A 23,538-nucleotide genomic window follows, 5' to 3' on the forward strand; every position below is an offset into this window, starting at 1 on the left:
TTTTCCGCCCGGAGGTTGACGTTTTCGATAACTGACGAACATTTGCAACACTTTTTTAATATCAACGCCAGGAGGAAGTAGATGAGCTTCGCGGTACCCCTTACAGAGATGCAAAATCCCAACGCCCGGAAGGATGCCAACAATGTCGAATAAAATGATCAAGCCCTCTTTGAAGAATCCGTTTGACGTAGCGGAGAAGGTCGAGTTCAACATCCCCGGCGAGATTTCCCGCGCCACGGGCGGCTACGAGGAGGCGATGAAGGAAGGTTACGACCTCATCCAGCGCCCCATCAAGTCGGTGAGCATCGACCAGATCGAGAAACAGCACTTTAAAAAGCGCATGACCGTCTGGGAAAGGATCCGTGTCCTGACCGAGTGCGAGCCCAACATCCTGTTCCAGAACTGGGGCAAGAACCTGGACGGCGCCTCGCTGGTCACCGGCATCCTGAACATCCACGGCCGCGACGTCGCAGTCTACGGCCACGACTTCACCGTGCGCGCCGGTTCCATGGACGCCACCAACGGCAACAAGCTGGCCCGCCTCTTCTACATGGCGGGTGAGAAAGGGATCCCGGTCATCGGCATGAACGACTCCGCCGGCGCCTTCGTTCCGGCCGGCGTCGGTGGTCTGGACGGCTACGCCGAGGCCTTCACCGCGCTCAGGAAGATCTCCGGCGTGGTCCCCTCCATCATGTGCATGTTCGGCTTCAACGCCGGCGGCGGCTCCTACCTGCCGCGCCAGGGGAGCTTCGTGATCCAGCCCAAGGACACCTTCTTCGGCCTCACCGGCCCGGGCGTCGTCAAGAGCGTTCTCGGCGAGGACGTGACCCCCGAGGACCTGGGCGGACCGAAGGTGCACGGGCAGTCCGGCGTCGCCGACCTGACCGTCGAGGACGAGGTCGGGGCGCTCAGGACCGCGATCATGCTCCTCAACTACATCCCGGACAACAACTCGGTGATGGCCCCCTACCAGGAGACCAGCGATCCCCTCGACAGGAAGACCTGGGAGATCAACACCCTCCTGAAGAAGGCCTTCAACTCGCCGACCGGTTTCAACACGCCGTTCGACGTCTCCATCATCATCCAGCAGATCTGCGACCACGGTGACTACTTCGAACTGCAGCGCGACCGCGCACGCAACGTCGTCACCGCCTTCGGCCGCCTGGGCGGCAACGTGGTCGGCTTCGTCGCCAACAACTCCGCCGTCGACTCCGGCCAGATCGACTGCGACGCGGCCTACAAGATCGCCCGCTTCAACCGCTTCTGCAACATCTACAACATCCCGATGATCTTCATGGAAGACACCACCGGCTTCCTGCCGGGTCGTGAGCAGGAGGCCCGCGGCATCGTCCAGGCCGGCCGCGCCATGCTCGACTCCATCGTCGACATCCGCACTCCGCGCATCCTGTTGATCCTCAGGAACGCCTACGGCGGCGCCTACGCATCCTACAACAACTACCCGACCGGCGCCGACCTGGTCCTCGCACTCCCCACCACCCGCCTCGCGGTCATGGGGCCGGCAGGCAAGGAGTTCGTCTACAAGGACGAGCTGAGAAAGGTGAGAAACGCCGTCATCGAGCGCGTCAAGCGTGGCACCCAGGAGCGGATCGAGGCCGGCGTCAAGCCCGAGCTCGCCAAGGCGGACGCCGAGAAGGAAGCCGCCGACTGGCTCAAGGCCGAGGAGGCGCTCCTCAACTCCCGCTACGAGAAAGAGCTGATGAACCCGAAAGAGGCGCTCTCGCTGGGCTCCATCTCCTCGCTGGTCATGCCGACCGACCTGAGGAAGGTCCTGGGCGAAAACATCAACTTCTTCCTGCGTCACTACAAACCGGGCCCGATGCAGTCCGTACAAAGGGAGTTCCACTAATGGCGACTACTGATATGGGAATTGGAATCGCGCAGGGGGGGAGCAGCGCGCCCGAGACGGCTGGATTCGGGCAGGGTGCGCTGGCACGCCAGGGCGCCCGCCCCTCGTCCGCGCTTTATAACGTAACGGAGATGAAAACGATGGCACACACGTCCGAACAATACACTAAAAACCCGATGATTCACCGGGACCGCAGGCTTTCCCTGTCCCCGTCCGCGTGGGTCCGCTCCTTCGCCTGCGAAGATCTCAAACCGCTGATCGTCTGCCGCGGCCCGATCCGTAAGGAGGCCATGGACGTCTACCAGGAGATGGGGATCACCCACTACGGCATCCTGCTCTCCGAGAAGGACTCCATCGTCTACCCGAACGCGCTGGCCCCGGAGCTGCGCACCCTGACCGACTCCACCCGCGTGCATCGCGTGCCCGACTACACCGGCGCCAGCAAGGAGGAGCGCGTCGAGCGCATCCACCAGATCATCAGCATCGCCAAAGACAACGGCTACAACGCCATCTTCGCCGGCTACGGCTTCATGGCCGAGGACGATGAGTTCGTGGGCGCCATCGAGAAGGCCGGCCTGAACTTCATCGGCCCCTGCGCCGCAACCCAGACCGGCGCCGGCAAGAAGGACGAGGCGAAGAGGACCGCCCTCTCGGTCAACGTCTCCGTCACCCCCGGTATCGACAACGTCACCGCCCGAACCCTGGTGAAAAAGCACGGCAGCCGCGACAAGCTTCTGGCCCTGGTCGCTTCCGACAGCCTCGAGTGCGATCCGAAGGTGCTCGCCGACGAGAAGCTCTCCCTGGAGGACCTCGCCGACCACATCCTGTACGCCTCCTACAACAAGGGGATCGACCTCTTCTCCATCGAGGAGCTCTGCGCCCAGGTCGAAACCGAGTGCGCCGCAATGCTGAAGAAGCACCCGCAGTCCCGCGTCCGCCTGAAAGCCATCGGCGGCGGTGGCGGCAAGGGGCAGCGCCTGCTGGGGGCCGATCTTTTGACCAAGAAGAACGCCTCCGACGCCGACATCGCCAAGGCGGTTTCTGAGGCCCCGGGCCTTGTGCGCGAGATCCTGAACGAGGTGAAGGCCAACGGCGTGGGCGACAACAAGAACGTCCTGGTCGAGCTCAACATCGAGCAGACCAGGCACAACGAGATCCAGCTTTTGGGCAACGGCGACTGGTGCATCGCCCTGGGCGGCCGCGACTGCTCCCTGCAGATGCACGAGCAGAAGCTCCTCGAGGTATCGGTGACCCAGGAAGGGCTGATGACCGCCATCGAGGAGGCCAAGATCGCAGGCAGGAAGGCCGAGGTGAAGGCCCTCGAGAGCGACCTCAAGGTCCTGAAGAGGATGGAAGAGGAATCCGAGCGCTTCGGCAAGGCCGTCGGGCTTGACTCCGCCTCCACCTTCGAGTGCATCGTGGACCGCGACCGCCACTATTTCATGGAGGTCAACACCAGGATCCAGGTGGAGCACCGCGTCACCGAGCTCTGCTACGCGCTCAAGTTCGTCAACCCGGAGGACCCGAACGACTTCTTCGTGGTTGAGAGCCTGGTGGAAGCGATGGCCATCCTTGCCCGCCACAAGAAGCGGGTGCCCAAGCCGCAGCGTGTCGTCCGCATGAACGCCGCCGTCGAGGCGCGCCTGAATGCCACCGACGCCTCCCTCTCCCCGCATGCGGGGGGGATGATCCGCTACTGGTCCAAGCCGATCGAAGGCGAGATCCGCGACGACCAGGGGATCAGCATGCTGAACCCGGACACCGGCATCTTCATGAAATACAAGGTGGCCGGCGCCTACGACTCCAACATCGCCCTGCTGCTCACCACCGGTGAGGACAGAAAAACCAGCTACGACAAGATGTCCGAGGTGCTGCGCGCCACCACCCTGCGCGGCTCTGACCTCGCCACCAACCTCGAGTTCCACTACGGCCTGGTGAACTGGTTCCTGGGCAGGAACGTGATGGCGAAGCCCACCACCCGCTTCGTGGTCCCCTACCTGACCCTGGTCGGGACGCTCAAGGAAGAGGCCAACAAGCTCGACCCGGTGTACGCCTTCCTGCAGATGAAGAAGCACTACGCCAAGATGGTCGCCGAGGCCTACGCGCAGCCCGAGGTCCAGGCCAAGGAAGCGAAGAACATGGCGTCGCTTCTGGACCGCAAGGGGACCCTGATCATCCGTCCCATCGAGCGACTTTTGGGCGACCCGCACCTGCTCTCCGGCTGGCTTTCCATCAACACCAAGAACTTCCGCATCGACAACGGCAAGGTGGTCTGGCTCAGAAACCCGGTGGGGGTCCTGAACGAGACTTACGAGTACCTGCACATGAACCACCGTCCGCACAAGCCTGCAGCCGAGATTATCTGGAGCCACGACAACGAGCTCCTGCAGCAGGCCCTGGGTTTCTCCAGGACCCTGCGCGAGCACTTCGGTCTCGCCCGCGACGAGTACTTCACCCTGAACGAGATCGTCAACAAGGAGGAGCCGCAGGGTGGCTTCGACGCCGACACCTGGCAGCAGATCCGTTCCGCCCACTTCGGCTACGAGGCGGGGCTGGAGCTTCTGGGAATGCTGTTCCTGGTCGGGCAGAACACCAAGTTCTGGGATCTGCGCGTCGAGGAGGACCTGGAGATCACCATCCCCGAGTATCTCAACGACCCGGAACTGCAGGCCCGCATGAAGAAGGTGCTGGTCCCGCCGCCGGCCACCAAGGCCGACGAGATCGTCGCCGCCTGCGGCGGCATGTACTACGGCCAGGAGGCCCCGGGAATGCCCGCCTTCGTCACCGAGGGGATGCACTTCGAGAAGGGACAGCCGCTGTACATCATCGAGGTCATGAAGATGTTCAACAAGGTGTACGCGCCCTTCGCCGGGACCATCGACAAGATCCTGGTCACCTCCGGCGACGGCACCATCGTCTCCAAGGGGCAGCCGCTCTTCAAGGTCACCCCGGACGAGAAGTTCGTCGAAGTCGACGTGAACGCGCTGGAGAAGGAAAAGCGCACCGTGACATCCGAGTACCTGAAGGCGGTACTCTAGGCCAGGACGCAGAAAGGGCTCCGGATGGCGGCATCCGGAGCCCTCTGATCATTCGCTGACCCAGCCCGCGAGGCCGGGTCAGTTGTTTTTTTTCACGCGCCCTATGCTGCGGCGAAGCAGATGTTGTCGGAGGAGAGAGCCTCGAGGAAAGAATCGGCCAGCGGATCCTTGACGATGGCCATCATGCCGTGGTTGACGGACCAGGTGGTGCCGCAGGTGGGGCATTCCTTGAGGTCCTCGTTGAAGGCGCCGGAGCGAAGGTCCATGGCGTTTTGTTCGTCGTTCTTACATACCGGGCATTGCATCTGAGTTCTCCTCTCGCCCTCTGGGGGCGCTCATAATTTTTTTGGTCGCCAAGAAATATATGGGCGGCGCGGTTGTTTTACAAGAAAAAAAACGGCAAAAGCGCTGGTAAAACATTATGTTATGCGCGTTTTGCTGTTTTGTATGACAAATCAGGATTTTATATTTTGCAGCAAAAATAAAACAACACAAACGGCTCCACCGGGACCCGTACGACGTAAGTTATTGTTTTTGGGGGATGACTGGGATTTAAATCAGCATTCTAAAAATAAAACAACTTCGATGCACTGTTCAGCAGCACACGACGCTACTGTTAATAAAAAATAATTCCATTTCACGGAAATTTAGCGTAAACAAAAGACGTCTTTCGAATCTTCATTCTGTTATCACACTTTTGTACCGCCAGGAGAGCAACATGAGCATTTCTGAAAAGAAACAGGCATGGCAGGCAACCGTCGACAAGAGTATCGCCAAGGCGCCCGAGCGCAGGAGCTCGTTCAAGAACAGCTCCGACATCGAACTGGAGCGCTGCTACGCCCCGCAGTTCGACTACCCGGGCTACGAGGAAAACCTCGGTTTCCCCGGCCAGTTCCCGTTCACCCGCGGCGTGCAGCCGACCATGTACCGCGGCAGGTTCTGGACCATGCGCCAGTACGCCGGCTTCGGTAACGCGGCCGAGTCAAACGAGCGCTACAAGTACCTGCTCTCCGCCGGCCAGACCGGCCTCTCCATCGCCTTCGACCTCCCCACCCAGATGGGATACGACTCCGACGCCTCCATGAGCCGCGGCGAGGTGGGCAAGGTCGGCGTCGCCATCGACTCCCTGGCGGATATGGAAGTGCTCTTCAACGGCATCCCGCTGGACAAGGTCTCCACCTCGATGACCATCAACTCCACCGCCTCGATCCTCCTCGCCATGTACATCGCGGTGGCCGAGAAGCAGGGAGTGTCCGCGGACAAGATCTCCGGCACCATCCAAAACGACATCCTCAAGGAGTACATGGCCCGCGGCACCTACATCTACCCGCCGAAGGAGTCGATGCGCATCATCACCGACATCTTCGCCTACTGCAAGGACAACGTCCCCAAGTGGAACACGATCTCCATCTCCGGCTACCACATCCGCGAGGCGGGTTCGTCGGCGGTCCAGGAAGTCGCCTTCACGCTCGCCGACGGCATCGCCTACGTCGAGGCCGCGGTGAAGGCCGGGCTTGACGTGGACGAGTTCGCTCCGCGCCTGGCCTTCTTCTTCAACGCCCACAACAACCTGCTGGAGGAGGTGGCCAAGTTCCGCGCCGCCCGCCGCATGTGGAGCCGCATCATGCGTGAGCGCTTCAAGGCGAAGGATCCGCGTTCACAGATGCTGCGCTTCCATACCCAGACCGCCGGCTGCACCCTGACCGCACAGCAGCCGGACAACAACATCATGCGCGTAACCCTGCAGGCGCTGGCCGCCGTCTTGGGCGGGACCCAGTCGCTGCACACCAACTCCCGCGACGAGGCACTCGCGCTCCCCACCGAGGAATCGGTGCGCATCGCGCTCAGAACCCAGCAGGTCATCGCCTACGAGTCCGGCGTCGCCGACTCCATCGACCCGCTGGCGGGCTCGTTCCTGGTCGAGTCCCTCACCGACCAGATCGAGCAGCAGGCCATGGCCTACATCGAGAAGATCGATTCCCTGGGGGGCGCGGTCGAGGCCATCTCCAGGGGCTTCCAGCAGAAGGAGATCCAGGATTCCGCCTACGCCTACCAGCGCTCCATCGAAAAGGACGAGACTATCATCGTCGGCGTAAACAAGTTCACCGTGGAGGAAGGCGCTCCGCAGGGGCTTTTGAAGGTCACCGACGAGGTCGAGGTGAAGCAGAAGGAGGCCCTTGCCGCAATGAAGTCCAAACGCGACGGCGCCAAGGTGGAAGCCACCCTGAAGGCGCTGGAGCAGGCGGCCAAAGGGACGGACAACCTGATGCCGTACATCCTCGACGCGGTGAAGAGCTACGCGACGCTTGGCGAAATCGCCAACGTGATGCGCGGCGTCTTCGGCGTGCACAGGGAGACGGTGGTCCTTTAATACCGGGCACGGCAAGTTCCTGCCGGGACGGCCTTGGTCGTTCCGGCAGGAACATAACCTTTTACAAGTTCGTTCACTTCACCCGCAGTTTCGTCTCTGTCATAGCTCGTTAGCTTGCCCCGATATATCCCTCGTCACATAATCATAGATCTCTTTCTCAACCTGAAACGCAGCTGTGACATAACTTTTTCAATGCTGTGACTTGCATTTTTGAAATACTTCGATATCATCTGCAACCGTCAGACCAAATCTGACGCAGGATCAAGGAAACCAGACATGCTCACTAAGATAAATCATTTAGGCGTAGCCGTTACCTCAATAGAAGAAGCTCTTCCGTTCTATCGCGACACGCTCGAGATGGAATTCTCCGGGATCGAAGAAGTACCTAGCCAGCTAGTTAAGGTGGCGTTCTTATCCATCGGGGAATCGAAGATAGAACTTCTGGAACCGACCTCGCCGGAAAGTCCGGTGGCCAAGTTTCTGGAAAAGAACGGCCCGGGCGTGCATCACGTGGCTTATGGAGTGAAGGACATCGATGCCACCATCGCGCGGCTCATCGCCGGCGGCACCCGGATGATCGACACCACCGCACGAAACGGAGCGCACGGCGCGCGCATTGCCTTTTTACATCCCAAGAGCAGCAACGGCGTCCTCACCGAACTGTGCGAGACGCACGACGATAGTCACTAGAACATATAACTTCCTATATCTAATGAGTTAAGTTTTTTTCTGTTGACTTTTGTTTGAATAATTATATAGTGGCGTCAGTTTTATATAACAGTGGTTTGCTCATTGGGATAGGCTGTACAGGCTGATCTGCGTGGCGTTTTACGCAAATGTCGAGGAGACAATCATTGCTGACTCAAAACAGCCCGAGAACCATACACGAGAGCTCTTGCCTCCACCCTGTTCATTAACAGCGGTTGACTCAAGAGCTCTTTCTTTATAGTGAGACTGCACCTTCGCCGTTTGGCGAATTGACAGTAGAGCAGGAACTTCAATCACGCTGTAACAAACAAACCAGGAGGTAGACGATGAGCTTTCAAAAGAAATTGCTTGCATTCGCAGCAGTCAGCGCTCTGAGCGCAGCAACAGCCGTTCCCGCAATGGCGCTGGAGAACGAGTTCCACGGTATGTTCAAATTCATGGGCTACCAGACCAACGCCCTCGCCGGCGGCGACGCCGGGGACATCCTCCGCAAAGACGCTCACTCCGGCTTCTTCGCCGAGCAGCGTGCCCGCATCATGTACATCGCCAAAGCCAACGATAACCTGAAGCTCGTCACCCACTTCGAACTCGACACCCGCTTCGGCGGCATTGCAAGCGGCTACAAAGGGACCACACAGAATGCAACCGGTACCGTCGGCAACGACTCCGGCAACCTCGACGCCGACCAGCTGACCCTCGAGACCAAGAACATCTACCTCGATTTCAACGAGCCGAACACAGGCGCGAACTTCAAGGTCGGTATGCAGCCATGGGCCGATGCCTACGGCAGCCTCTTCCTGCTGGCTGACATGACCGGCGCCATCGGCACCAAGAAAGTCGACAACTTCACCGGCTCGCTCGGCTGGTTCCGCTTCGACGACAACACCGCTGCCAACGCCGCCTCCGGCCCGGGCCAGCTTACCGCAGACCTGATCGTCGCTGACGGCAAGTTCGCAATCAGCAAGGACCTCACCGTTGGCGCGACCTACTACAACATCCAGAACGACACCGGTAACTCCTCGGGACCGACCGCACCTGCCCTCTCCGTTCCGAACTACGAGTTGCTGCACATGGTCGGCGTAAACGCCGACATCAACGTCGGTCCGGCCAACATCAAGCCGTTCGCCGCGTACCAGTGGGGCGAGCAGACCGGTGCTAAAGACATCAGCGCCTACATGTTTGGCGCCGTCGCCAAGGTGAAGACCGGCCCCGGCGCTGTCAACCTCTCCGGCTTCTACCTCTCCGGCGACAAGGGCGGCACCAACAACAACGCCTTCCAAACAGTTGCCGCGAGCACCACCTACTTCAACCCGGCCAACATGTGGATCTTGGTTCGTCCCAACCAAGCTATCAATACCTCCACCTCCGTCACCAACAACGACCTGACGGCCGGCGGCCGCGGCGCCATCGGCGTATTCGCCGGCTACGAGGGAACTACGGGCAAGGTGTTCTACAATGCCAACGCTGGCTACATGAGGACAGCGGAGGCTCGTGGCACCGAGAAGAAGTCCCTCGGCACCGAGGTTAACGCACAGGTCGGCTACAAGGTCTTTGACAACCTGACTGCCAGTGTTGCCGCCGCTTACGCCTTCCTCGGCGACGGCCTCAGTGGCAAGACCGGGGACCTGATTGTAAAGGCCACGACCCCGAAGACTGCCTACTACGGTGCAGCTGATGCCGACAACCCCTACCTGTTCAACGTACAGCTGAGCTACGCATTCTAGGAAACTCCCTGCCTGTAATGACAGGGGTTGACACACCAGAACCGGCAAGCCGGAGGGGCGACTCTCCGGCTTGTTTTTTTATACTCCCTTATGCCTTTTCAGCCCCAGCTCGCCCTCTACTGCTTTACCCCGTCCACCTGTTTCCCACACTGAGTTCTCGCCCTACTGAGCCAGTAGTCCCCCTTTCAGAGATTTTGCCCCTGCGTGTTGACAAGCAGACCTTCTATGGTTCAATCATTATGTTTTTCTAACGATATCTGTTAAAGGAGCTAACGTATGAGAAAGATGGCAATGATGCTGGCTGCAGGCCTTTTTATGCTGTCTTCGGTACCGGCTTACGCCCAGGCAGCGGCAGACCAGAAGGATGAATGCCTGCTGGCGTCGAGAAACTGCATGAACCAGGTCGATGACATCCAGCAGCGCATCCACAAACTGAACAAGGAGATCCAAAAGGGAACCAGGGTCTACAGTCCGCAGGAACTGAGAAAACTGCAGGACAAGCTCAAGGAGGCGGACGACATCCTGCGCAACCTGGAGCGTCCTGACAGCTAAAGGGAAGCTCGTACCGGAGGGGGCCCCTGACAAGAGAACCGTTCGGAAAGGAGCACACCATGAAAAGGGCGATAGTGATAGTGACGGGAGCTTTAGTGATGGCGGCAAGCACAGGCGCTTTCGCGGAGCAGACACAGGGGGGGAAGGACGAATGCCTGCTCTTGTCGCAAAACTGCAGGGACCAGGTCGACGACATCCACGCGCGGATGCAACGCCTGAACAAGGAAATACAGAAGGGGACCAGGGTCTACTCCCCCAAGGAATTGGAGCAACTGCGCCAGAAACTTGCGGAAGCGCAGGAGATGCTGAGATCAATGGAGAAACCCGGCCGGTGACCCATTCGCAGTCCCCTAAAGCCGACCATGTAGAGCCGGGAAAAGAGGCGGACCAACGGTCCGCTTTTTTTATCGCCGCGCCCGCCCCGAAGCTGCACTGAAAGCGCCTCCACAGGGCATGAAACCGTTTGACTAATGAGGACTGCTCTGCGATAATTCGGCGTCTTAAATCCCCCCCGAAAGCGGAGCAATCTATGAAAAGATCACTCGTTTCCACCCTGATCCTCCTTGGCTCGCTGCTGGCAGCCACCGCGGCGTCAGCCTCGACCATCCGCGCCTATATCGCCGAATTCGCAGTCTCACCTGCCGACAACAACAGCCTCAAAAATACTCTGCAGCGTCTTCTGGCTACGCGTCTGGCAGGCGACGACATCGTGACCGTCGACAGCGCCGCCGAGGCGGATGTCATCGTCTCAGGCAGCTACACGACGCTCGGCAAGATGTTCAGCCTGGACGCCATCGCCAAGAGCGCCGGCGGGAAGCAGCTCTCCACCGCCTTCGAGCAGGGGGAGAGCGTCGACCTGCTCATCCCGGCCGTGGGCAAGATCTCCGGGAAACTTAAGGGTGACATCGTCAGGCAGTTCCAGCATCCTGCGACCGCGCTCCCCGCCGAGGGAACCAAGGCTCCGCGCGCCGAGATCGTGCGGCCGTCGGTCTCCCAGGAAGTGGTGAAGGCGCCCTCGTCGGAAATCGTGCGCAGCGAAGCTACCGCAGGGTGGATCAGCCAGCGCCTTTCCGGCATCTACAGCGGCGTCGCCACCTGGGGAACCAAGGAGTTCGTGGCCGCCGACAGCAAGGGGATCCACCTGTACCGCCCCGGCGCGAAACTCGACCTGGTCACCGAGGTCATCCTCCCCGACCGCATGAAGGTTCTGGGGCTGGACGCCATGGGACCGGAGGCGAACGGGCGGGTACTGCTGTTCGTCACCATCATGGACCGCGAGAGCATCGCCTCCAGGATCTACGCCCTGCAAAACGACACTCTCAAGGTGGTCGCAGAAGACGTACCGTACATGTTCCGCACCATCGCCCCCTATGGCGGTCCGAAGAAACTCTACGCCCAGCAGATGGGACGCAACGACGACTTCTACGGCGACGTGTACGAGGCCAGCATCGTCGACAAAGGCGTGAAGCTCGCCAACCCGATCAAGATGCCGCGCTTTGCCAACATCTTCAATTTCAACATGTTCCGTGACCAGTCCGGCAAGAGCTACCTGACCGCCTTCAGCGACAGCGGCTACCTGCTGGTCTACTCCGACACCGGTGAAGAACTCTGGAGGAGCTCCGACAAATTCGGCGGATCCGAGACCTACTTCCAGCGCAGGGACTGGGAAAACGAAAGAACCAACATGACCCCCTTCCGTACCCGGTTCATCGAACAGCGCATCACGGTGACCGACAAGGGCGAGATCCTGGTGCCGCAGAACTCAGGCTTCTTCGTGCTCGGCAACCTGCGCTCCTACTCCAAGTACTCCGTGGTCAATTTCGCCTGGAACGGCTCCTCCCTCGAGGAGAAATGGCGCACCAAGCAGAGCCAGAACTACCTGGCCGACTACTCCTACAACCCCGTATCCAAGGAGCTGGTACTCCTCGAGGTGGCCCAGAAGGATGTCTTCGGCGGCAAGGGGGGAAGCGTGGTGCGGGTGCTGGGCATCGAATAGGCTGAAGGCGGGGGGAATGTCTTGACTTCCCCCCGCCATACTGTTACGATTCCTCGTTTTTTGCCACCTTTTGCCGGACTGCCGGTACTCCCGGACGTTAGGACGACCCGTGACCAACCCCGCATGCATTGAAGCACCCCTCCCCAAAGGGGTAAGCGATTTTCTCCCGGAAACTGCCGACAAGATCACCTTCATCGCCGACAGCATCCATCGAGTCTTCGAACTCTGGGGCTTCAGGCGCATGATCACCCCCCTGCTCGAGTTCGAAGATGTACTGGCCCTGGGCATGGGTGACGAACTGCGCAGCAAGACCTTCCGCTTCGACGACCGCCAGACCGGCAGGCTTTTGGCCATACCTCCGGACATCACGCCGCAGGTGGCGCGCATCGTCGCCACCAGGATGCACTCGCTTCCCCTGCCCCACCGGATCTATTATTCCGGCCGCGTGCTCAGGCAGGCGCAGATGCAGTCGGGCAGAAGCCGCGAGATCTTCCAGTCCGGCGTCGAGCTGATCGGGCTGAACTCCCCCGAAGCGGACGCCGAGATGGTCGCCATGGCGGTCGAGGTGCTGAAGAACCTCGGTTTCAACGGCTTCAAGATCGACCTCGGCCAGGTGGAGTTCTACCGCGGCATCATGGACGCCTCCGGGCTCTCACCTCAGGTGCAGAGGCAGCTGCAGGAGGCCATCAGCAAGAAGGAGGTCACCGCGGTACGCTCGATCCTGGAGGCGGCCGGGGCTCCGGACCGTGTCAAGGAGGAGATCGCGCTCCTTCCCAGGCTCTACGGCGGCCGCGAGGTGCTCAAGGAAGCCGCCCGCATCGCCGGCAACGAACGCTCGCGCCGGGCGCTGGACAACATCACCCAGGTGGTGGAGATCCTCGACATATACGGCGTCGCCGACCACCTCACCATCGACCTGGGCGAGATCCGCGGGCTCGACTACCACACCGGGATCACCTTCGAGGGATTTGTCCCCGGCGTCGGCGAGGCGGTCTGCAGTGGCGGGCGCTACGACGACCTCACCGAGAAGTACGGCTACCCGGCGCACGCCACCGGGTTCGCCTTCAACATCCTCGCGCTTTTGGCCAGCATGTCCAAGAGGCCGGAGGTGGAAGCCTCCAGCAGCCGCGACTTCCTGGTCTTCAACAAAAAGGACGAGCGCCGCGAGGCGCTGGAAGTGGCGCAGAAGCTGAGAAGCCTCGGCTTCACCTGCGCCAGGGACATCATCAAGCGCGACTTCGAGAGCTCGCTTGAGTACGCGAAGAAGATGGACATCCGGATGCTCCTGGTGATCGGTGCCGAACAGTGCGCGGCCGACCAGCTTTACCTGGTCAGGGTCGCCGACCGTCGCGCCGTGACCGTGAGCAAGCAGGAGTTGTTCGATAAAGGTCTCGATTTGAAATTCGATCTGCAAGGGGAGAATCATGGCTAACGTCGTTGTAATTGGTGCCCAGTGGGGCGATGAGGGCAAAGGCAAGGTCGTCGACATCTATACGGAATATGCCGACGACGTGGTACGTTACCAGGGGGGGAACAACGCCGGACACACGCTGGTGGTTGGGGACGAGAAGGTCATCCTGCACCTGATCCCGTCCGGCATCCTGCATGAAGGGAAGCGCTGCGTGATCGGCAACGGCGTCGTGCTCGACCCGGAAGTCTTCATCATGGAGATCACCCGTCTGAAGAGCAACGGGTACCTGAAGGATGACGGCATGCTGCTCCTCTCCGAGGCGCTGCACATCATCATGCCGTACCACAAGCGGATCGACATCGCCCGCGAGAGGAACTCCGGCGCCAAGAAGATCGGCACCACCGGCCGCGGCATCGGTCCCGCCTACGAAGACAAGATCGGCCGCCGCGGCATCCGCCTCATGGACCTCCTCGACGAGAAGGCCTTCACCCGCAAGGTGAAAGAGGTGCTCGACGAGAAGAACCTGATCCTCACCCAGCTTTTGGGCGACCAGCCGTTCACCTTCGAGGAGATCTACAACGAGTACATGGGGTACGCCGAGACGCTGAGGAAGTACGCGGCCGACACCTCGCTGCTCTTGCACAAGGACATCAAGGCAGGCAAGAGCCTCCTTTTCGAAGGGGCCCAGGGGACCCTGCTCGACGTGGACCACGGCACCTACCCGTACGTCACCTCCTCCTCCACCTGCTCCGGCGGCGCTTGCACCGGCAGCGGCGTCTCCCCCAGGGAGATCCACGAGGTGATCGGCATCTCCAAGGCCTACGCGACCCGCGTCGGTAGCGGCCCCTTCCCGACCGAGCTTCTGGACGAGACCGGCGAGGCGCTGCGCCAGGCCGGACGCGAGTTCGGCTCCACCACCGGGCGTCCGCGCCGCTGCGGTTGGTTCGACGCGCTCGTGGCGCGCTACGCGGTGCGCGTGAACGGCCTCTCCGGCATCGCCATCACAAAACTCGACGTCCTGACCGGTCTTGACACCATCAAGGTCTGCACCGCGTACAAGTACAACGACCAGATCCTGGACGAGATCCCGGCGAGCCTCGAGGTGATGGAGCAGTGCACCCCGGTCTACGAGGAACTCCCCGGCTGGACCGAGGATATCACCGGCGCGAAGAGCCTCGCCGAGCTCCCGAAGAACGCCCAGGACTACGTGGCGCGCGTCGAGGCGCTCTCCGGAGCCCCGGTGGTGCTGGTTTCCGTCGGCCCGCGCCGCGATGAAACCATCGTGCTCAGGAACCCGTTCGAGCGCGGTTGATTTTTTAATAAAAAGTGTTGACTGGCAGAAATCGATTTGCTATAAGGTTGTTCTTGCTTCGCTGCACTGTTTGAGCCGCTAGCTCAGTTGGTAGAGCACCTGACTTTTAATCAGGTGGTCGTTGGTTCGATCCCAACGCGGCTCACCACGTCCCCATCGTCTAGCCCGGCCCAGGACACCGCCCTTTCACGGCGGCGACGCCGGTTCAAATCCGGCTGGGGACGCCACTCAAACAAACAGCGCCTGTGCCTTGGCACAGAGCTTAAGCGAGCCGCTAGCTCAGTTGGTAGAGCACCTGACTTTTAATCAGGTGGTCGTTGGTTCGATCCCAACGCGGCTCACCACCCTTTTTTTACTGTCGCATGACTGGGCCTTGCGACAGCCCCCAACCCTGATGGGACGGGATGCAACAATTCGGTCCCATCGTCTAGTGGTTAGGACACCGGCCTTTCACGTCGGTAACAGGGGTTCAAGTCCCCTTGGGATCACCATCAACGGAAAAGGCCGCTTCCCCTTCGGGAAAGCGGCCTTTTCTCATTTCTGCAGCCCCGCTTCGCTCTATCGATCCTGCCGGCCTCAGTCGTCCTTTCTTCCCGGCCAGACCTTCATGCAGTAGGGACACTCCTGCACCTCGTACGGCACCGTGTCGCGCAACTGCTCCTGCTCGTAGGAAGCCGTGCACCCTTTGGCTACCGGATAGGTGTGGATGGTATTCTGCTTGATGAAGTAAAGCATGACCTTCCTCCTTTGATCGAAACAGAATTTGCCGGTGAACTCGCCACCCATTGAAGATTAGGGTAAAGAACCCTGTTGTCAACAGCGGCAAAGTCATTTACAACAGTCGGGCGAATCCAGATATTGTCGCGTCACCGGCGCAATGCCACAAAAATGCGGGTCACTCTCGGCTATGACATCCACCGATACGGCAGGACACATCCAGCAATCAGTGTTGAAACATGAACCGTTCCGGCTTTTCTGGCTGGCGCGGGTCTGCTCGTCGGTCGCGCTGCAGATGCAGGCGGTGGCCGTGGGGTGGCAGATCTATGCCCTCACGGGCTCGGTCTTCTATCTCGGCCTGGTAGGCCTGGCACAGTTCCTCCCCATGTTCCTGCTGACGCTGGCAGTGGGGCACGTGGCCGACCGCTACGACAGAAGGCGCATCGCTGGCACCTGCCAAATACTGGAAGGGTTCGCGCTCGCGTTGCTCGCCCTCGGCTCCCATGGCGGCTGGCTGCACAAGGACGGGATCCTGGCCATCGTCTTCGTGGCTGGGGCGCTGCGCGCCTTCGAGGGGCCGACCATGCTGGCGCTGGTCCCCTGGCTGGTGCCCCAGGAAATGATTCCGCGCGCCTCGGCCTGGTCCGCATCGGCCAACCAGACCGCCAGCATCGCGGGCCCCGCCCTGGGGGGGCTTCTCTACGCCCTCGGCCCCACCACCGTCTACGCCAGCGCCTCGTTCCTTTTTCTCGCGGCGAGCCTGCTTCTGTCCCGCATCCGCCTCGACCGCGCGCCGGCGAAGCGAGAGCCTGCGACGCTGCGCTCCCTCTTCGCCGGGATCGCCTTCATAAGGAGCCGCCAGGAGATCCTGGGCGCGATCTCGCTCGACCTCTTCGCCGTCCTCCTCGGCGGCGCCACGGCGCTCCTGCCGGTCTTCGCCAGGGACATCCTGCATACCGGGCCACTGGGGCTTGGGCTTTTGCGCGCCGCCCCGGCCCTCGGGGCGCTCGGGGTCTCGCTGTTCCTGGCCCGCCATCCGCTGCGGCACCGTGTGGGGCGCATCATGTTCCTGAGCGTATTTTTGTTCGGCGTCGCCACGGTGATCTTCGGGATCTCCGCCTCGTTCCCCGTCTCCATGGCCGCGCTGATGGTCCTCGGCGCGGCAGATATCGTGAGCGTGGTGATACGGGCGTCCCTGGTGCAGATCGAGACGCCCGACGAGATGCGCGGCAGGGTGAGTGCCGTGAACTCGATGTTCATCGGCACCTCGAACCAACTGGGGGAGTTCGAGTCCGGCGTCACGGCCGCCCTCTTCGGCACCGTCCCGGCGGTGCTGATCGGCGGGGTCGGCACCATGGTCGTGGTGCTCTTGTGGATGCGGCTCTTCCCGAGACTTTTGCAGGTGGACAAGCTGGGGGAGTAGAGGCGGTTCAGGAGATGGCCCGCACCGGGCAGGCGGGGAGGCAGGCGAGGCAGCCATCGCACTTCTCCCATCCGGTCAGCAGGGCGTGCTTGTGGTAACCGGCCACCTCGAGGGTGAGCAGACGCTTTGGGCAGGCCGCGACGCAGCGACCGCAGCCGGTGCAGCGGGAAACATCTATTTCAGCTCTTCTTTTCACTGGCATAACTTGATCCACTACAGTCACAACGTGCGCGACGGGCAGGCTCCCGTGATCACCGTAAGCGGAGAAGCTGTAACATTCTGACGCAGAGTTCTTTTGGCCGCCGTCAGAACCACTTGCACAGCGGAAACATCCCGCTTAGAATATCGCAGTCGAACCCCAATCCACAAGACAGGAGGCATCTGCATGAAGAAGATAGGCGTAATACTCTCTGGCTGCGGCGTCCGTGACGGAAGCGAGATACATGAGGCAGTACTGACCCTCCTTGCCATCGACAGCAATGGCGCCAAGGCCGTCTGCCTTGCCCCCGACATCGAACTGGACGAGGTGAACCACCTGACCATGCAGGAGACCGGTGCCAAGAGGAAGGTGCTGGTCGAGGCGGCCCGCATCGCGCGCGGCGACATCGCCGACGTGAAAACCGCTACGGCGGCTGAACTCGACGCCATCGTCCTTCCCGGCGGCTTCGGCGCGGCCAAAAACCTGTGCAGCTTCGCCTTCGATGGGCCCAACGGGAGCGTGCAGCCGGACGTACTCAAGCTGATCCGCGACATGGCGGCGGCGAAGAAGCCGATCTGCGCCATCTGCATCGCCCCGGCGGTGGTTGCCCTCGCCCTCGGCAAGGACCTCGCCCCCAGGCTGACCATAGGCAACGACCCGGGCACCGCCCAGGCCATCAGCGCCACCGGCAGCAGCCACGTGGAGTGCGCGGCCACCGAATGCGTGGTGGACCGTGACCACCTGATCGTTTCCACCCCCGCCTACATGCTGGCAGGCGGCATCTCCGAGGCGGCCAAGGGGATCGACAAGGCGATCAAGGCCACCCTGGAGCTGACCAGGTAGCGCGCCCCCTCCCCCCTGGCTTCATTAGGGCTTGAACAGCGGGACGTTTTAACTTAATATGCCGCTGTTTCATGAACGCTTTTTGGGAGGGAAATACATGCGTAAAACCTTACTGCTCTGCGCGGCGGCGCTGCTCCTGGCAGCCCCCATGGCAGGGAAAGCCTCCGCGGAGGATCTCAGAGGCAGGATCGCGATCAGCGGCAAGATCGGGGTGAGCAACCCCGCGGAATCCGAGGTCGACACCGTCAACGGCAGGATGGTGGTTTCCACCGATGCCGGGCTTACCGGCGGAATCGGCTTTCTGTTCGGCATCGACGACAACGTCGCCATGGAGATGGAGGTGAGCCGCACCACCTTCGACGCGTCCAGCTTCGGCGATGCCGACGTGACCGACGTCTCCATCGGCGCCCAGTACCGCTTCCCCGGCCGGCAGCACGTGGTCCCCTACGTCGGCGCCGGAATCGACGTACTGATCAACGATCTGGACAAGAAGTACACCAACACCACGGTGGGCGCCCACGTAAGCGGCGGGCTCGACTGCTTCATGAACCGCCAGGTGGCACTGAACCTCGAGGTGAAAGGGGTGGAGGCCTTCAAGGCCGATGTCGACGGCCCCAACGGGACCGGCAAGTTCGATCCCTCCGCCCTCTCCTTCACGGTCGGGGCAAGGTTCTTCTTCAACTAGGTAGCGGCATCCCCTCCTCACGGAGGGGGAAGGCCGGGAGGGGCACCAGGCAGCAGCCCCCTCCCTGTCCCTCCCCCTCCGGGGGCGGGGACTCCGGATGCTGCTCCTTGCTTTCCCGCCCCTCTCCCGAAGGAGAGGGAGGTATTACCCGCCAACGGTTTCGCCCAGCGCCTTCCGGTACTCCCGCCGCAATCGTTCCACATCCCCTCCGTCGATGAAGTCCCAGGGGAGCAGTTCGTCCAGTGCGATATCCCTGTTGACCAGCGCCTGGGCGTCGAGATCCCACTCCCGAAGCGCTTCCTTCCAGTTCCCCAGCCGGTCCGCCGCCACCAGCAGCTCCGCGAGCCTGCGGTCGCCGCGTGACAGCAGCGCCTGCTGAAACGCCTCGCGCGGGCTTTCCATCTGCAGCTTCAGGTTGGAAAGCCGCCCCAGCTCCTTCTGCAGGAACTTCCACTTCTTTTCCAGCGACTTCACCGGTTCCATGGCGCACCACTGAAAGGGGGTGAACGGTTTGGGGATGAAGGGATTCACCGAGAGCTGAATCTCCCCCAGCCGCCGGTTCTCCTTCGCCGCCGCCAGCACCCGCTCCCGGATCTTTCGCACCAGCGCCACCAGCTCCTCCAGGTCCTCCTGCGTCTCGGTGGGGAGGCCGATGATAAAGTACAGCTTCAGGTTCAGGATGTCATGGCTCACCAGCATGTCGCAGGCCGCCAGGATCTGGTCCTCGTCGATTCCCTTCTTCACCAGGTCCCGCAGCCGCTGCGAGCCCCCCTCGGGCGCCAGCGCCACCGATTTCTGCCCGCTCGCCTTGAGCGCCTCGATCATGCGCCCGTCCAGGTGGTCGATGCGGAATGAGGAAACCGAGAACTTCCCGCCGGCGTCCACGATGTCGCAGCAGAGGTCCCCGATGCCGGCGTAGTCTGACACGGCCGCCGCGACCAGCCCCACCTTCCTCCCCTGGGCCACTCCCTCAAGCGCCGCCTGGCGCACCAGTTCCGGACTCCTGGTGCGGTAGGGGAGATAGATGAACCCGGCCGCGCAGAAACGGCAGGCGCGCGGGCAGCCGCGGGAGATCTCCACGAGGTGCATCCCCGAAAACTCGGTGGCCTCGGTATGTATTCCGGTAACGGTCGGGGGACTGGCGGGATCGGGGTCCCAGACGCGCCGGACCTTGGCCGGGGCGCCGGGAGAGGGGCTGAAGGCTGTCTGGCGCGCCCCTTCGAATTCAGGCAGGTAGAGCGACGGGACGTAGATCCCCGGAAGCCCCGCCGCCTCGAGAAGGAGTTCCTCGCGCGATGACGCCCCCCGCTGCAACAGTTCCAGCAGGGGTGGCAGGGCCGGTTCGGCCTCACCGATGCAGACCAGGTCGAGAAACGGGGCGACCGGCTCGGGGTTCAAAAAGAGCGCAGCCCCCCCTGCCAGAACGAGCGGCTGCAGCGGCGAGCGTTTTGCGGCGTAGGGATCGATGCCGGCGAGCCTGAAGATGGCGGGAAGGTTCAGGTAATCGCTTTCGAAGGAGATGGAAAAGGCGATCAGGTCGAACGAGGAAAGCGGGCGCTCTCCCTCGAGCGACAGGAGCGTCCCCCGCGTCCTTTCCAGTTCATCGAGTTCGTCGCGCTCCGGCAGGTAGGCGCGGTCGCAGGTGACCTCCGGGTACGCGTTCAGCATGGCGTGAACGGCCTGGAAACCGAGGTTGCTCATGGCGGAGTGGTAGCGGTTGGGGTACACGAGGCAGCAGGAGAGTCGCCCGCCGCTTTTGCCGCGCCCGGGGCCGCTCTCGCCGGCGAGGAGGGTCCGTTTTCTTTCGATGATCTTCCAGGACATTGCGCCAAGGTAGCATCTTTGGTCGCCGCAGTGGAACAAAAAAGAAGGAGGCGTGACCGCCCTTGACAGCCAATCGGGCAATTGTACACTAGGGTGCGTGCCAAGATTACAAAGTTGTCATTATAATAAACCAACCGCATTCCCATACGTCGGAGCCAGACGTGGTACAGGTCACATAGACCATGCCGCTCCGCCGATACAGCCGACGCCCGCCAACATCTGATACAGGAGGAAGAGATGGCCGATTACACCGACACCATCAGGTCGTTCATAGAAACCGAGATGGCAGGCCCCGGCCACAAAGCCAGCCTGTCCCCTTCAGACTCCCTCATAGACAAGGGGATTGTCGATTCCCTTGGGGTGCAAAGACTGATCGCATACCTGGAAAAGGAATTCGGTGTGGAGATCGCGGATACCGAGATAGTTCCGGAGCATTTCGAGACCATTTCAGCCGTCGCCGATTTCATCAACTTCAAGCTGGGCGCCAAGGGGTAGCGGCGCCGGCGCTGGAGGTACCATGCTTTTGTACTGCAAGATGCGGCTGGTCCAGGCCAGCGAGATGGTCCTTACCGGCGGTTGGCGCACCCTGCTGCGCGACGTGTTCTACCTGAACAGGGTGGCGGTACCGGTGGAGATTGCGCTCGACTCCCTGCGGCCGGTGACCGATTTCAAGCGCCCTCCCGACGAATCGGTCCTGGAGCTGAGCACGGAACTGCTTGCGCAACGTCGCCTGGTGTACCGGTTCCAGAGCAGGTACCTGAAGGCGCTCAACTACCTCGGGCAGGGATACCGCGGGTTCGCGCTGGTCAAGGGGGAAACGGTGGCGGGAGACATCTGGTGCGCCGACCGCCGGCAGGAAACGCGCGCCACCGCCCATCCCGACGAGCTCTGGCTGGGGATCCAGTGCGCCCCCGGGGAGGCCTACACCTTCGACATGTTCGTCGATCCGGCGCACCGGGGGGGAAACCTTGCCGCCGCGCTGCAAAACGGAACGCTGCACCTGCTGCGTAAAAGGGGGATCACCAAGGCCTACGGCTACTTCTGGGCCGACAACCTCCCGGCGCTGTGGGTGCACCGGACCCTGCGCTGGCGCGAGCTGCAAAGAGTGAGGGCGAGCCGGGTGCTGTTGTCGAAGAAGCTCAACGTAAACAGCCAGAGCGCCCCCTGAGGCGCGCGAGGTCAAAGGAGCCGCCATGAACAGCAAAGAGATCCCGATGGTCCCCAACAGGAAAGCCTCCCTCCCCAGGGTGTACGGGGATACCCCTTCCTTTCTCGGCGTCCCGGTGGTCGATCCCCGCAACCTCCCGACCGGCCCCGACGTGATCGTCGCCGGGGTCCCCTGGGAGGGTACGGTGACCTGGGGCTCCTTCAGCAGCTGCGAGCTGGCTCCGCGCAGCATCAGGCACGCCTCGGCGCGCTACGGCGGGTTCCTGCCCGAGTACGAGATCGACCTGTTCGACCATCTGCAGCTCGGGGACATGGGCGACATCCCGGTGACCCCCAACGATGCGGCGGAGACCATGGCCAACGTGCATAAGGCCATGCTGCAGGTCTACCGCAACCGCAGCATCCCGTTCGTGCTGGGGGGCGACCACTCCTTCACCCCGGAGATCGTCCGCGCGCTCGGGGATGCGGGGGAAGGCGATATAGGGATAATCCACTTCGACGCCCACCTCGACAACGCCAAGTCCTTCGGGGCGGACCTCTTCCCCCGTTGCGGCCCGCTGCACCGGATCGCGCAGCTCCCGAGGGTCCGCAAGGAAAGCATCGTGCACATGGGGATCAGGGGGCCGCGGAATTCGCCGGCGCAGTACGAATACGCCTGCAGCATGGGGGCACGCATCTTCACCACCAGGGAGATCCGCGAGCGCGGGATGACGGAGGTGACCCAGGAGGCGATCGCGGTCGCCCACGAGAAGACCCGTCACGTCTTCGTCACCATCTGCAGCGACTGCATCGATGCCGGCTACAACCCCGGCGGCCCCGCCGATTTCAACGGGCTCCTCCCCAGCGAGCTTTTGCCGGCGCTGCAGGCCATAGGGCGCGCGGGTATCGACGGGCTGGACTTCGTCGAGGTCTACCCCGGGCAGGACCCGCACGGGTATTCCTCCCACCTGGCCGCCTGGGCCCTGATCTACGCCCTCTCCGGCGTGGCCCAGCGCAAGAAGGACCGGGGCTGACCTCCGGGCCGGGGAGCGACATGTACCGGAACCTCCAGGACTTCTGGCACTTCTCCAGGCCCTACCGCCTTTTCCAGAGGGTGTCCAGCCTGAGCCATCACCTGCTGGACAAAGACCATGAGCTTTCGCAGCGGGCCCGCGAATCCCTGGACCGGCTCAACCGCGACCGCATCGCCTGCCAGACGCGCATCGCGGCGCTGAACCTCCCGGGCCTGGCCCGCTGCTTCGACTGCCGGGGAGCCTGCTGCCATGAGCCTTCCGAGCGCTACTTCACCGTCATCGACTACTGGCTGCGACGGCACACCCCCGACGAGGTGCAGCGGTACGCCCCCCGCAGCGCGCCGCCGCTGCACCTGTACTACGGGGCCCGGCTGGCCTCGGCCTTGCGGCGAAAGCCCACCGCGGCGCCTGTGCCCCCCACGCCGGATGAACCACAACTCTCCCGCTGCTCCCACCTGGGAGACCGGGGCTGCCTGCTGTCCGCGGCGCAGCGCCCCCTCAAGTGCCTTTTCTACGCCTGCCCGGGCATGAGAAAAGCGCTGGACGAGCCTACCCGGCGTGCCTACATCGACGAGGTCAGGGAGCTGCAGCGCATCTCGATAACGACCTTCGACGTGCTGAAACTGGAGGCCGGCGTCCCTTCCCATTACGGCGCCGTCTCGTTGCTGCTCACCCTGTAGCTGGCCGG

Annotated in this window: 20 protein-coding genes, 4 tRNA genes and 1 pseudogene; 21 read left to right on the forward strand and 4 right to left on the reverse strand. The window is 62.0% G+C overall.

The annotated features are described in order from the left end of the window. Nucleotides 1-142: 142 nt before the first annotated feature. Together KP001_RS13410 and KP001_RS13415 are read left to right on the forward strand one after the other, a co-directional pair. Complete coding sequence (locus tag KP001_RS13410; RefSeq protein WP_217286128.1) at nucleotides 143-1,867, forward strand: acyl-CoA carboxylase subunit beta; 1,725 nt, start codon at nucleotides 143-145, stop codon at nucleotides 1,865-1,867. A 140-nt stretch (nucleotides 1,868-2,007) separates the two neighbouring features. Next, nucleotides 2,008-4,905, forward strand: coding sequence for an ATP-binding protein (locus tag KP001_RS13415; RefSeq protein WP_217289613.1), 2,898 nt, complete (start codon nucleotides 2,008-2,010; stop codon nucleotides 4,903-4,905). 101 nt (nucleotides 4,906-5,006) lie between these two features. Here KP001_RS13415 and KP001_RS13420 read toward each other — a convergent pair whose 3' ends face one another. Beyond that, nucleotides 5,007-5,210: a hypothetical protein gene (locus KP001_RS13420; protein WP_216497405.1), complete on the reverse strand. Its 204-nt coding sequence runs from the start codon at nucleotides 5,208-5,210 to the stop codon at nucleotides 5,007-5,009. A gap of 413 nt (nucleotides 5,211-5,623) precedes the next feature. Here KP001_RS13420 and KP001_RS13425 point away from each other — a divergent pair, with 413 nt between their 5' ends. From KP001_RS13425 to KP001_RS13480, 12 genes are all read left to right on the forward strand, one after another. Then, the gene (locus KP001_RS13425) at nucleotides 5,624-7,276 is read left to right on the forward strand and encodes an acyl-CoA mutase large subunit family protein (protein WP_217286129.1); all 1,653 of its coding nucleotides are present in this window, start codon (nucleotides 5,624-5,626) and stop codon (nucleotides 7,274-7,276) included. Between the two features lie 276 nt (nucleotides 7,277-7,552). Continuing rightward, entirely contained in the window at nucleotides 7,553-7,966 is a 414-nt protein-coding gene (gene mce / locus KP001_RS13430) for a methylmalonyl-CoA epimerase (protein WP_217286130.1), read from the forward strand. Between the two features lie 344 nt (nucleotides 7,967-8,310). Beyond that, complete coding sequence (locus KP001_RS13435) at nucleotides 8,311-9,708, forward strand: alginate export family protein (protein WP_217286131.1); 1,398 nt, start codon at nucleotides 8,311-8,313, stop codon at nucleotides 9,706-9,708. A 276-nt stretch (nucleotides 9,709-9,984) separates the two neighbouring features. Further along, nucleotides 9,985-10,260, forward strand: coding sequence for a hypothetical protein (locus KP001_RS13440; protein WP_217286132.1), 276 nt, complete (start codon nucleotides 9,985-9,987; stop codon nucleotides 10,258-10,260). Between the two features lie 59 nt (nucleotides 10,261-10,319). Next, on the forward strand, nucleotides 10,320-10,595 hold the full coding sequence (locus tag KP001_RS13445) for a hypothetical protein (RefSeq protein ID WP_217286133.1): 276 nt from the start codon (nucleotides 10,320-10,322) through the stop codon (nucleotides 10,593-10,595). A gap of 194 nt (nucleotides 10,596-10,789) precedes the next feature. Next, nucleotides 10,790-12,256 carry a hypothetical protein gene (locus KP001_RS13450; RefSeq protein WP_217286134.1) on the forward strand — a complete coding sequence of 489 codons (1,467 nt, stop codon included), beginning with the start codon at nucleotides 10,790-10,792 and terminating at the stop codon, nucleotides 12,254-12,256. A 109-nt stretch (nucleotides 12,257-12,365) separates the two neighbouring features. After that, nucleotides 12,366-13,688, forward strand: coding sequence for an ATP phosphoribosyltransferase regulatory subunit (locus KP001_RS13455; RefSeq protein WP_217286135.1), 1,323 nt, complete (start codon nucleotides 12,366-12,368; stop codon nucleotides 13,686-13,688). Further along, complete coding sequence (locus tag KP001_RS13460) at nucleotides 13,681-14,979, forward strand: adenylosuccinate synthase (RefSeq protein ID WP_217286136.1); 1,299 nt, start codon at nucleotides 13,681-13,683, stop codon at nucleotides 14,977-14,979. Before KP001_RS13455 ends, KP001_RS13460 begins: the two co-directional genes overlap by 8 nt. 72 nt (nucleotides 14,980-15,051) lie before the next feature. Continuing rightward, nucleotides 15,052-15,127: transfer RNA gene (locus KP001_RS13465), tRNA-Lys, on the forward strand. Between the two features lies 1 nt (nucleotide 15,128). Continuing rightward, a tRNA-Glu gene (locus KP001_RS13470) sits at nucleotides 15,129-15,206 on the forward strand. A 41-nt stretch (nucleotides 15,207-15,247) separates the two neighbouring features. Beyond that, nucleotides 15,248-15,323 (forward strand) — tRNA-Lys (locus KP001_RS13475). A 72-nt stretch (nucleotides 15,324-15,395) separates the two neighbouring features. Further along, a tRNA-Glu gene (locus tag KP001_RS13480) sits at nucleotides 15,396-15,470 on the forward strand. Nucleotides 15,471-15,555: 85 nt separating this feature from the next. Here KP001_RS13480 and KP001_RS13485 read toward each other — a convergent pair. Further along, nucleotides 15,556-15,714, reverse strand: a complete 159-nt coding sequence (locus tag KP001_RS13485) for a hypothetical protein (protein ID WP_217286137.1) — start codon at nucleotides 15,712-15,714, stop codon at nucleotides 15,556-15,558. Nucleotides 15,715-15,925: 211 nt separating this feature from the next. Between KP001_RS13485 and KP001_RS13490 the strand changes: the two genes are divergently transcribed. Then, nucleotides 15,926-17,119 (forward strand): MFS transporter, encoded by a 1,194-nt coding sequence (locus KP001_RS13490; protein ID WP_496198567.1) that lies wholly within the window; start codon nucleotides 15,926-15,928, stop codon nucleotides 17,117-17,119. A gap of 7 nt (nucleotides 17,120-17,126) precedes the next feature. On the opposite strand, the pseudogene KP001_RS13495 reads toward KP001_RS13490, so the two are convergent. Then, a pseudogene (locus tag KP001_RS13495) lies at nucleotides 17,127-17,438 on the reverse strand (ATP-binding protein); the annotation flags it as partial. 66 nt (nucleotides 17,439-17,504) lie between these two features. Here KP001_RS13495 and elbB point away from each other — a divergent pair. Then, nucleotides 17,505-18,161 (forward strand): isoprenoid biosynthesis glyoxalase ElbB, encoded by a 657-nt coding sequence (gene elbB / locus KP001_RS13500; RefSeq protein ID WP_217286138.1) that lies wholly within the window; start codon nucleotides 17,505-17,507, stop codon nucleotides 18,159-18,161. A 97-nt stretch (nucleotides 18,162-18,258) separates the two neighbouring features. Next, nucleotides 18,259-18,846 carry an outer membrane beta-barrel protein gene (locus tag KP001_RS13505; protein WP_217286139.1) on the forward strand — a complete coding sequence of 196 codons (588 nt, stop codon included), beginning with the start codon at nucleotides 18,259-18,261 and terminating at the stop codon, nucleotides 18,844-18,846. A gap of 144 nt (nucleotides 18,847-18,990) precedes the next feature. Here KP001_RS13505 and KP001_RS13510 read toward each other — a convergent pair whose 3' ends face one another. After that, the gene (locus KP001_RS13510; protein ID WP_217286140.1) at nucleotides 18,991-20,670 is read right to left on the reverse strand and encodes a radical SAM protein; all 1,680 of its coding nucleotides are present in this window, start codon (nucleotides 20,668-20,670) and stop codon (nucleotides 18,991-18,993) included. A gap of 237 nt (nucleotides 20,671-20,907) precedes the next feature. On the opposite strand from KP001_RS13510, the gene KP001_RS13515 reads away from it, so the two are divergent. The 4 genes from KP001_RS13515 to KP001_RS13530 are packed head-to-tail and all read left to right on the forward strand — an operon-like array spanning nucleotide 20,908 to nucleotide 23,530. Continuing rightward, on the forward strand, nucleotides 20,908-21,165 hold the full coding sequence (locus KP001_RS13515) for an acyl carrier protein (RefSeq protein WP_217286141.1): 258 nt from the start codon (nucleotides 20,908-20,910) through the stop codon (nucleotides 21,163-21,165). Nucleotides 21,166-21,187: 22 nt separating this feature from the next. Further along, nucleotides 21,188-21,838 (forward strand): GNAT family N-acetyltransferase, encoded by a 651-nt coding sequence (locus KP001_RS13520; protein ID WP_217286142.1) that lies wholly within the window; start codon nucleotides 21,188-21,190, stop codon nucleotides 21,836-21,838. Between the two features lie 25 nt (nucleotides 21,839-21,863). Beyond that, a complete protein-coding gene (locus KP001_RS13525; RefSeq protein WP_217286143.1) occupies nucleotides 21,864-22,850 on the forward strand; it encodes an agmatinase family protein in 987 nt (328 codons plus the stop codon). Between the two features lie 20 nt (nucleotides 22,851-22,870). Beyond that, a complete protein-coding gene (locus tag KP001_RS13530) occupies nucleotides 22,871-23,530 on the forward strand; it encodes a hypothetical protein (protein ID WP_217286144.1) in 660 nt (219 codons plus the stop codon). Nucleotides 23,531-23,538 lie beyond the last annotated feature (8 nt).

The sequence above is a fragment of the Geomonas subterranea genome, from assembly GCF_019063845.1.
Classification (GTDB): Bacteria; Desulfobacterota; Desulfuromonadia; order Geobacterales; family Geobacteraceae; genus Geomonas; species Geomonas subterranea.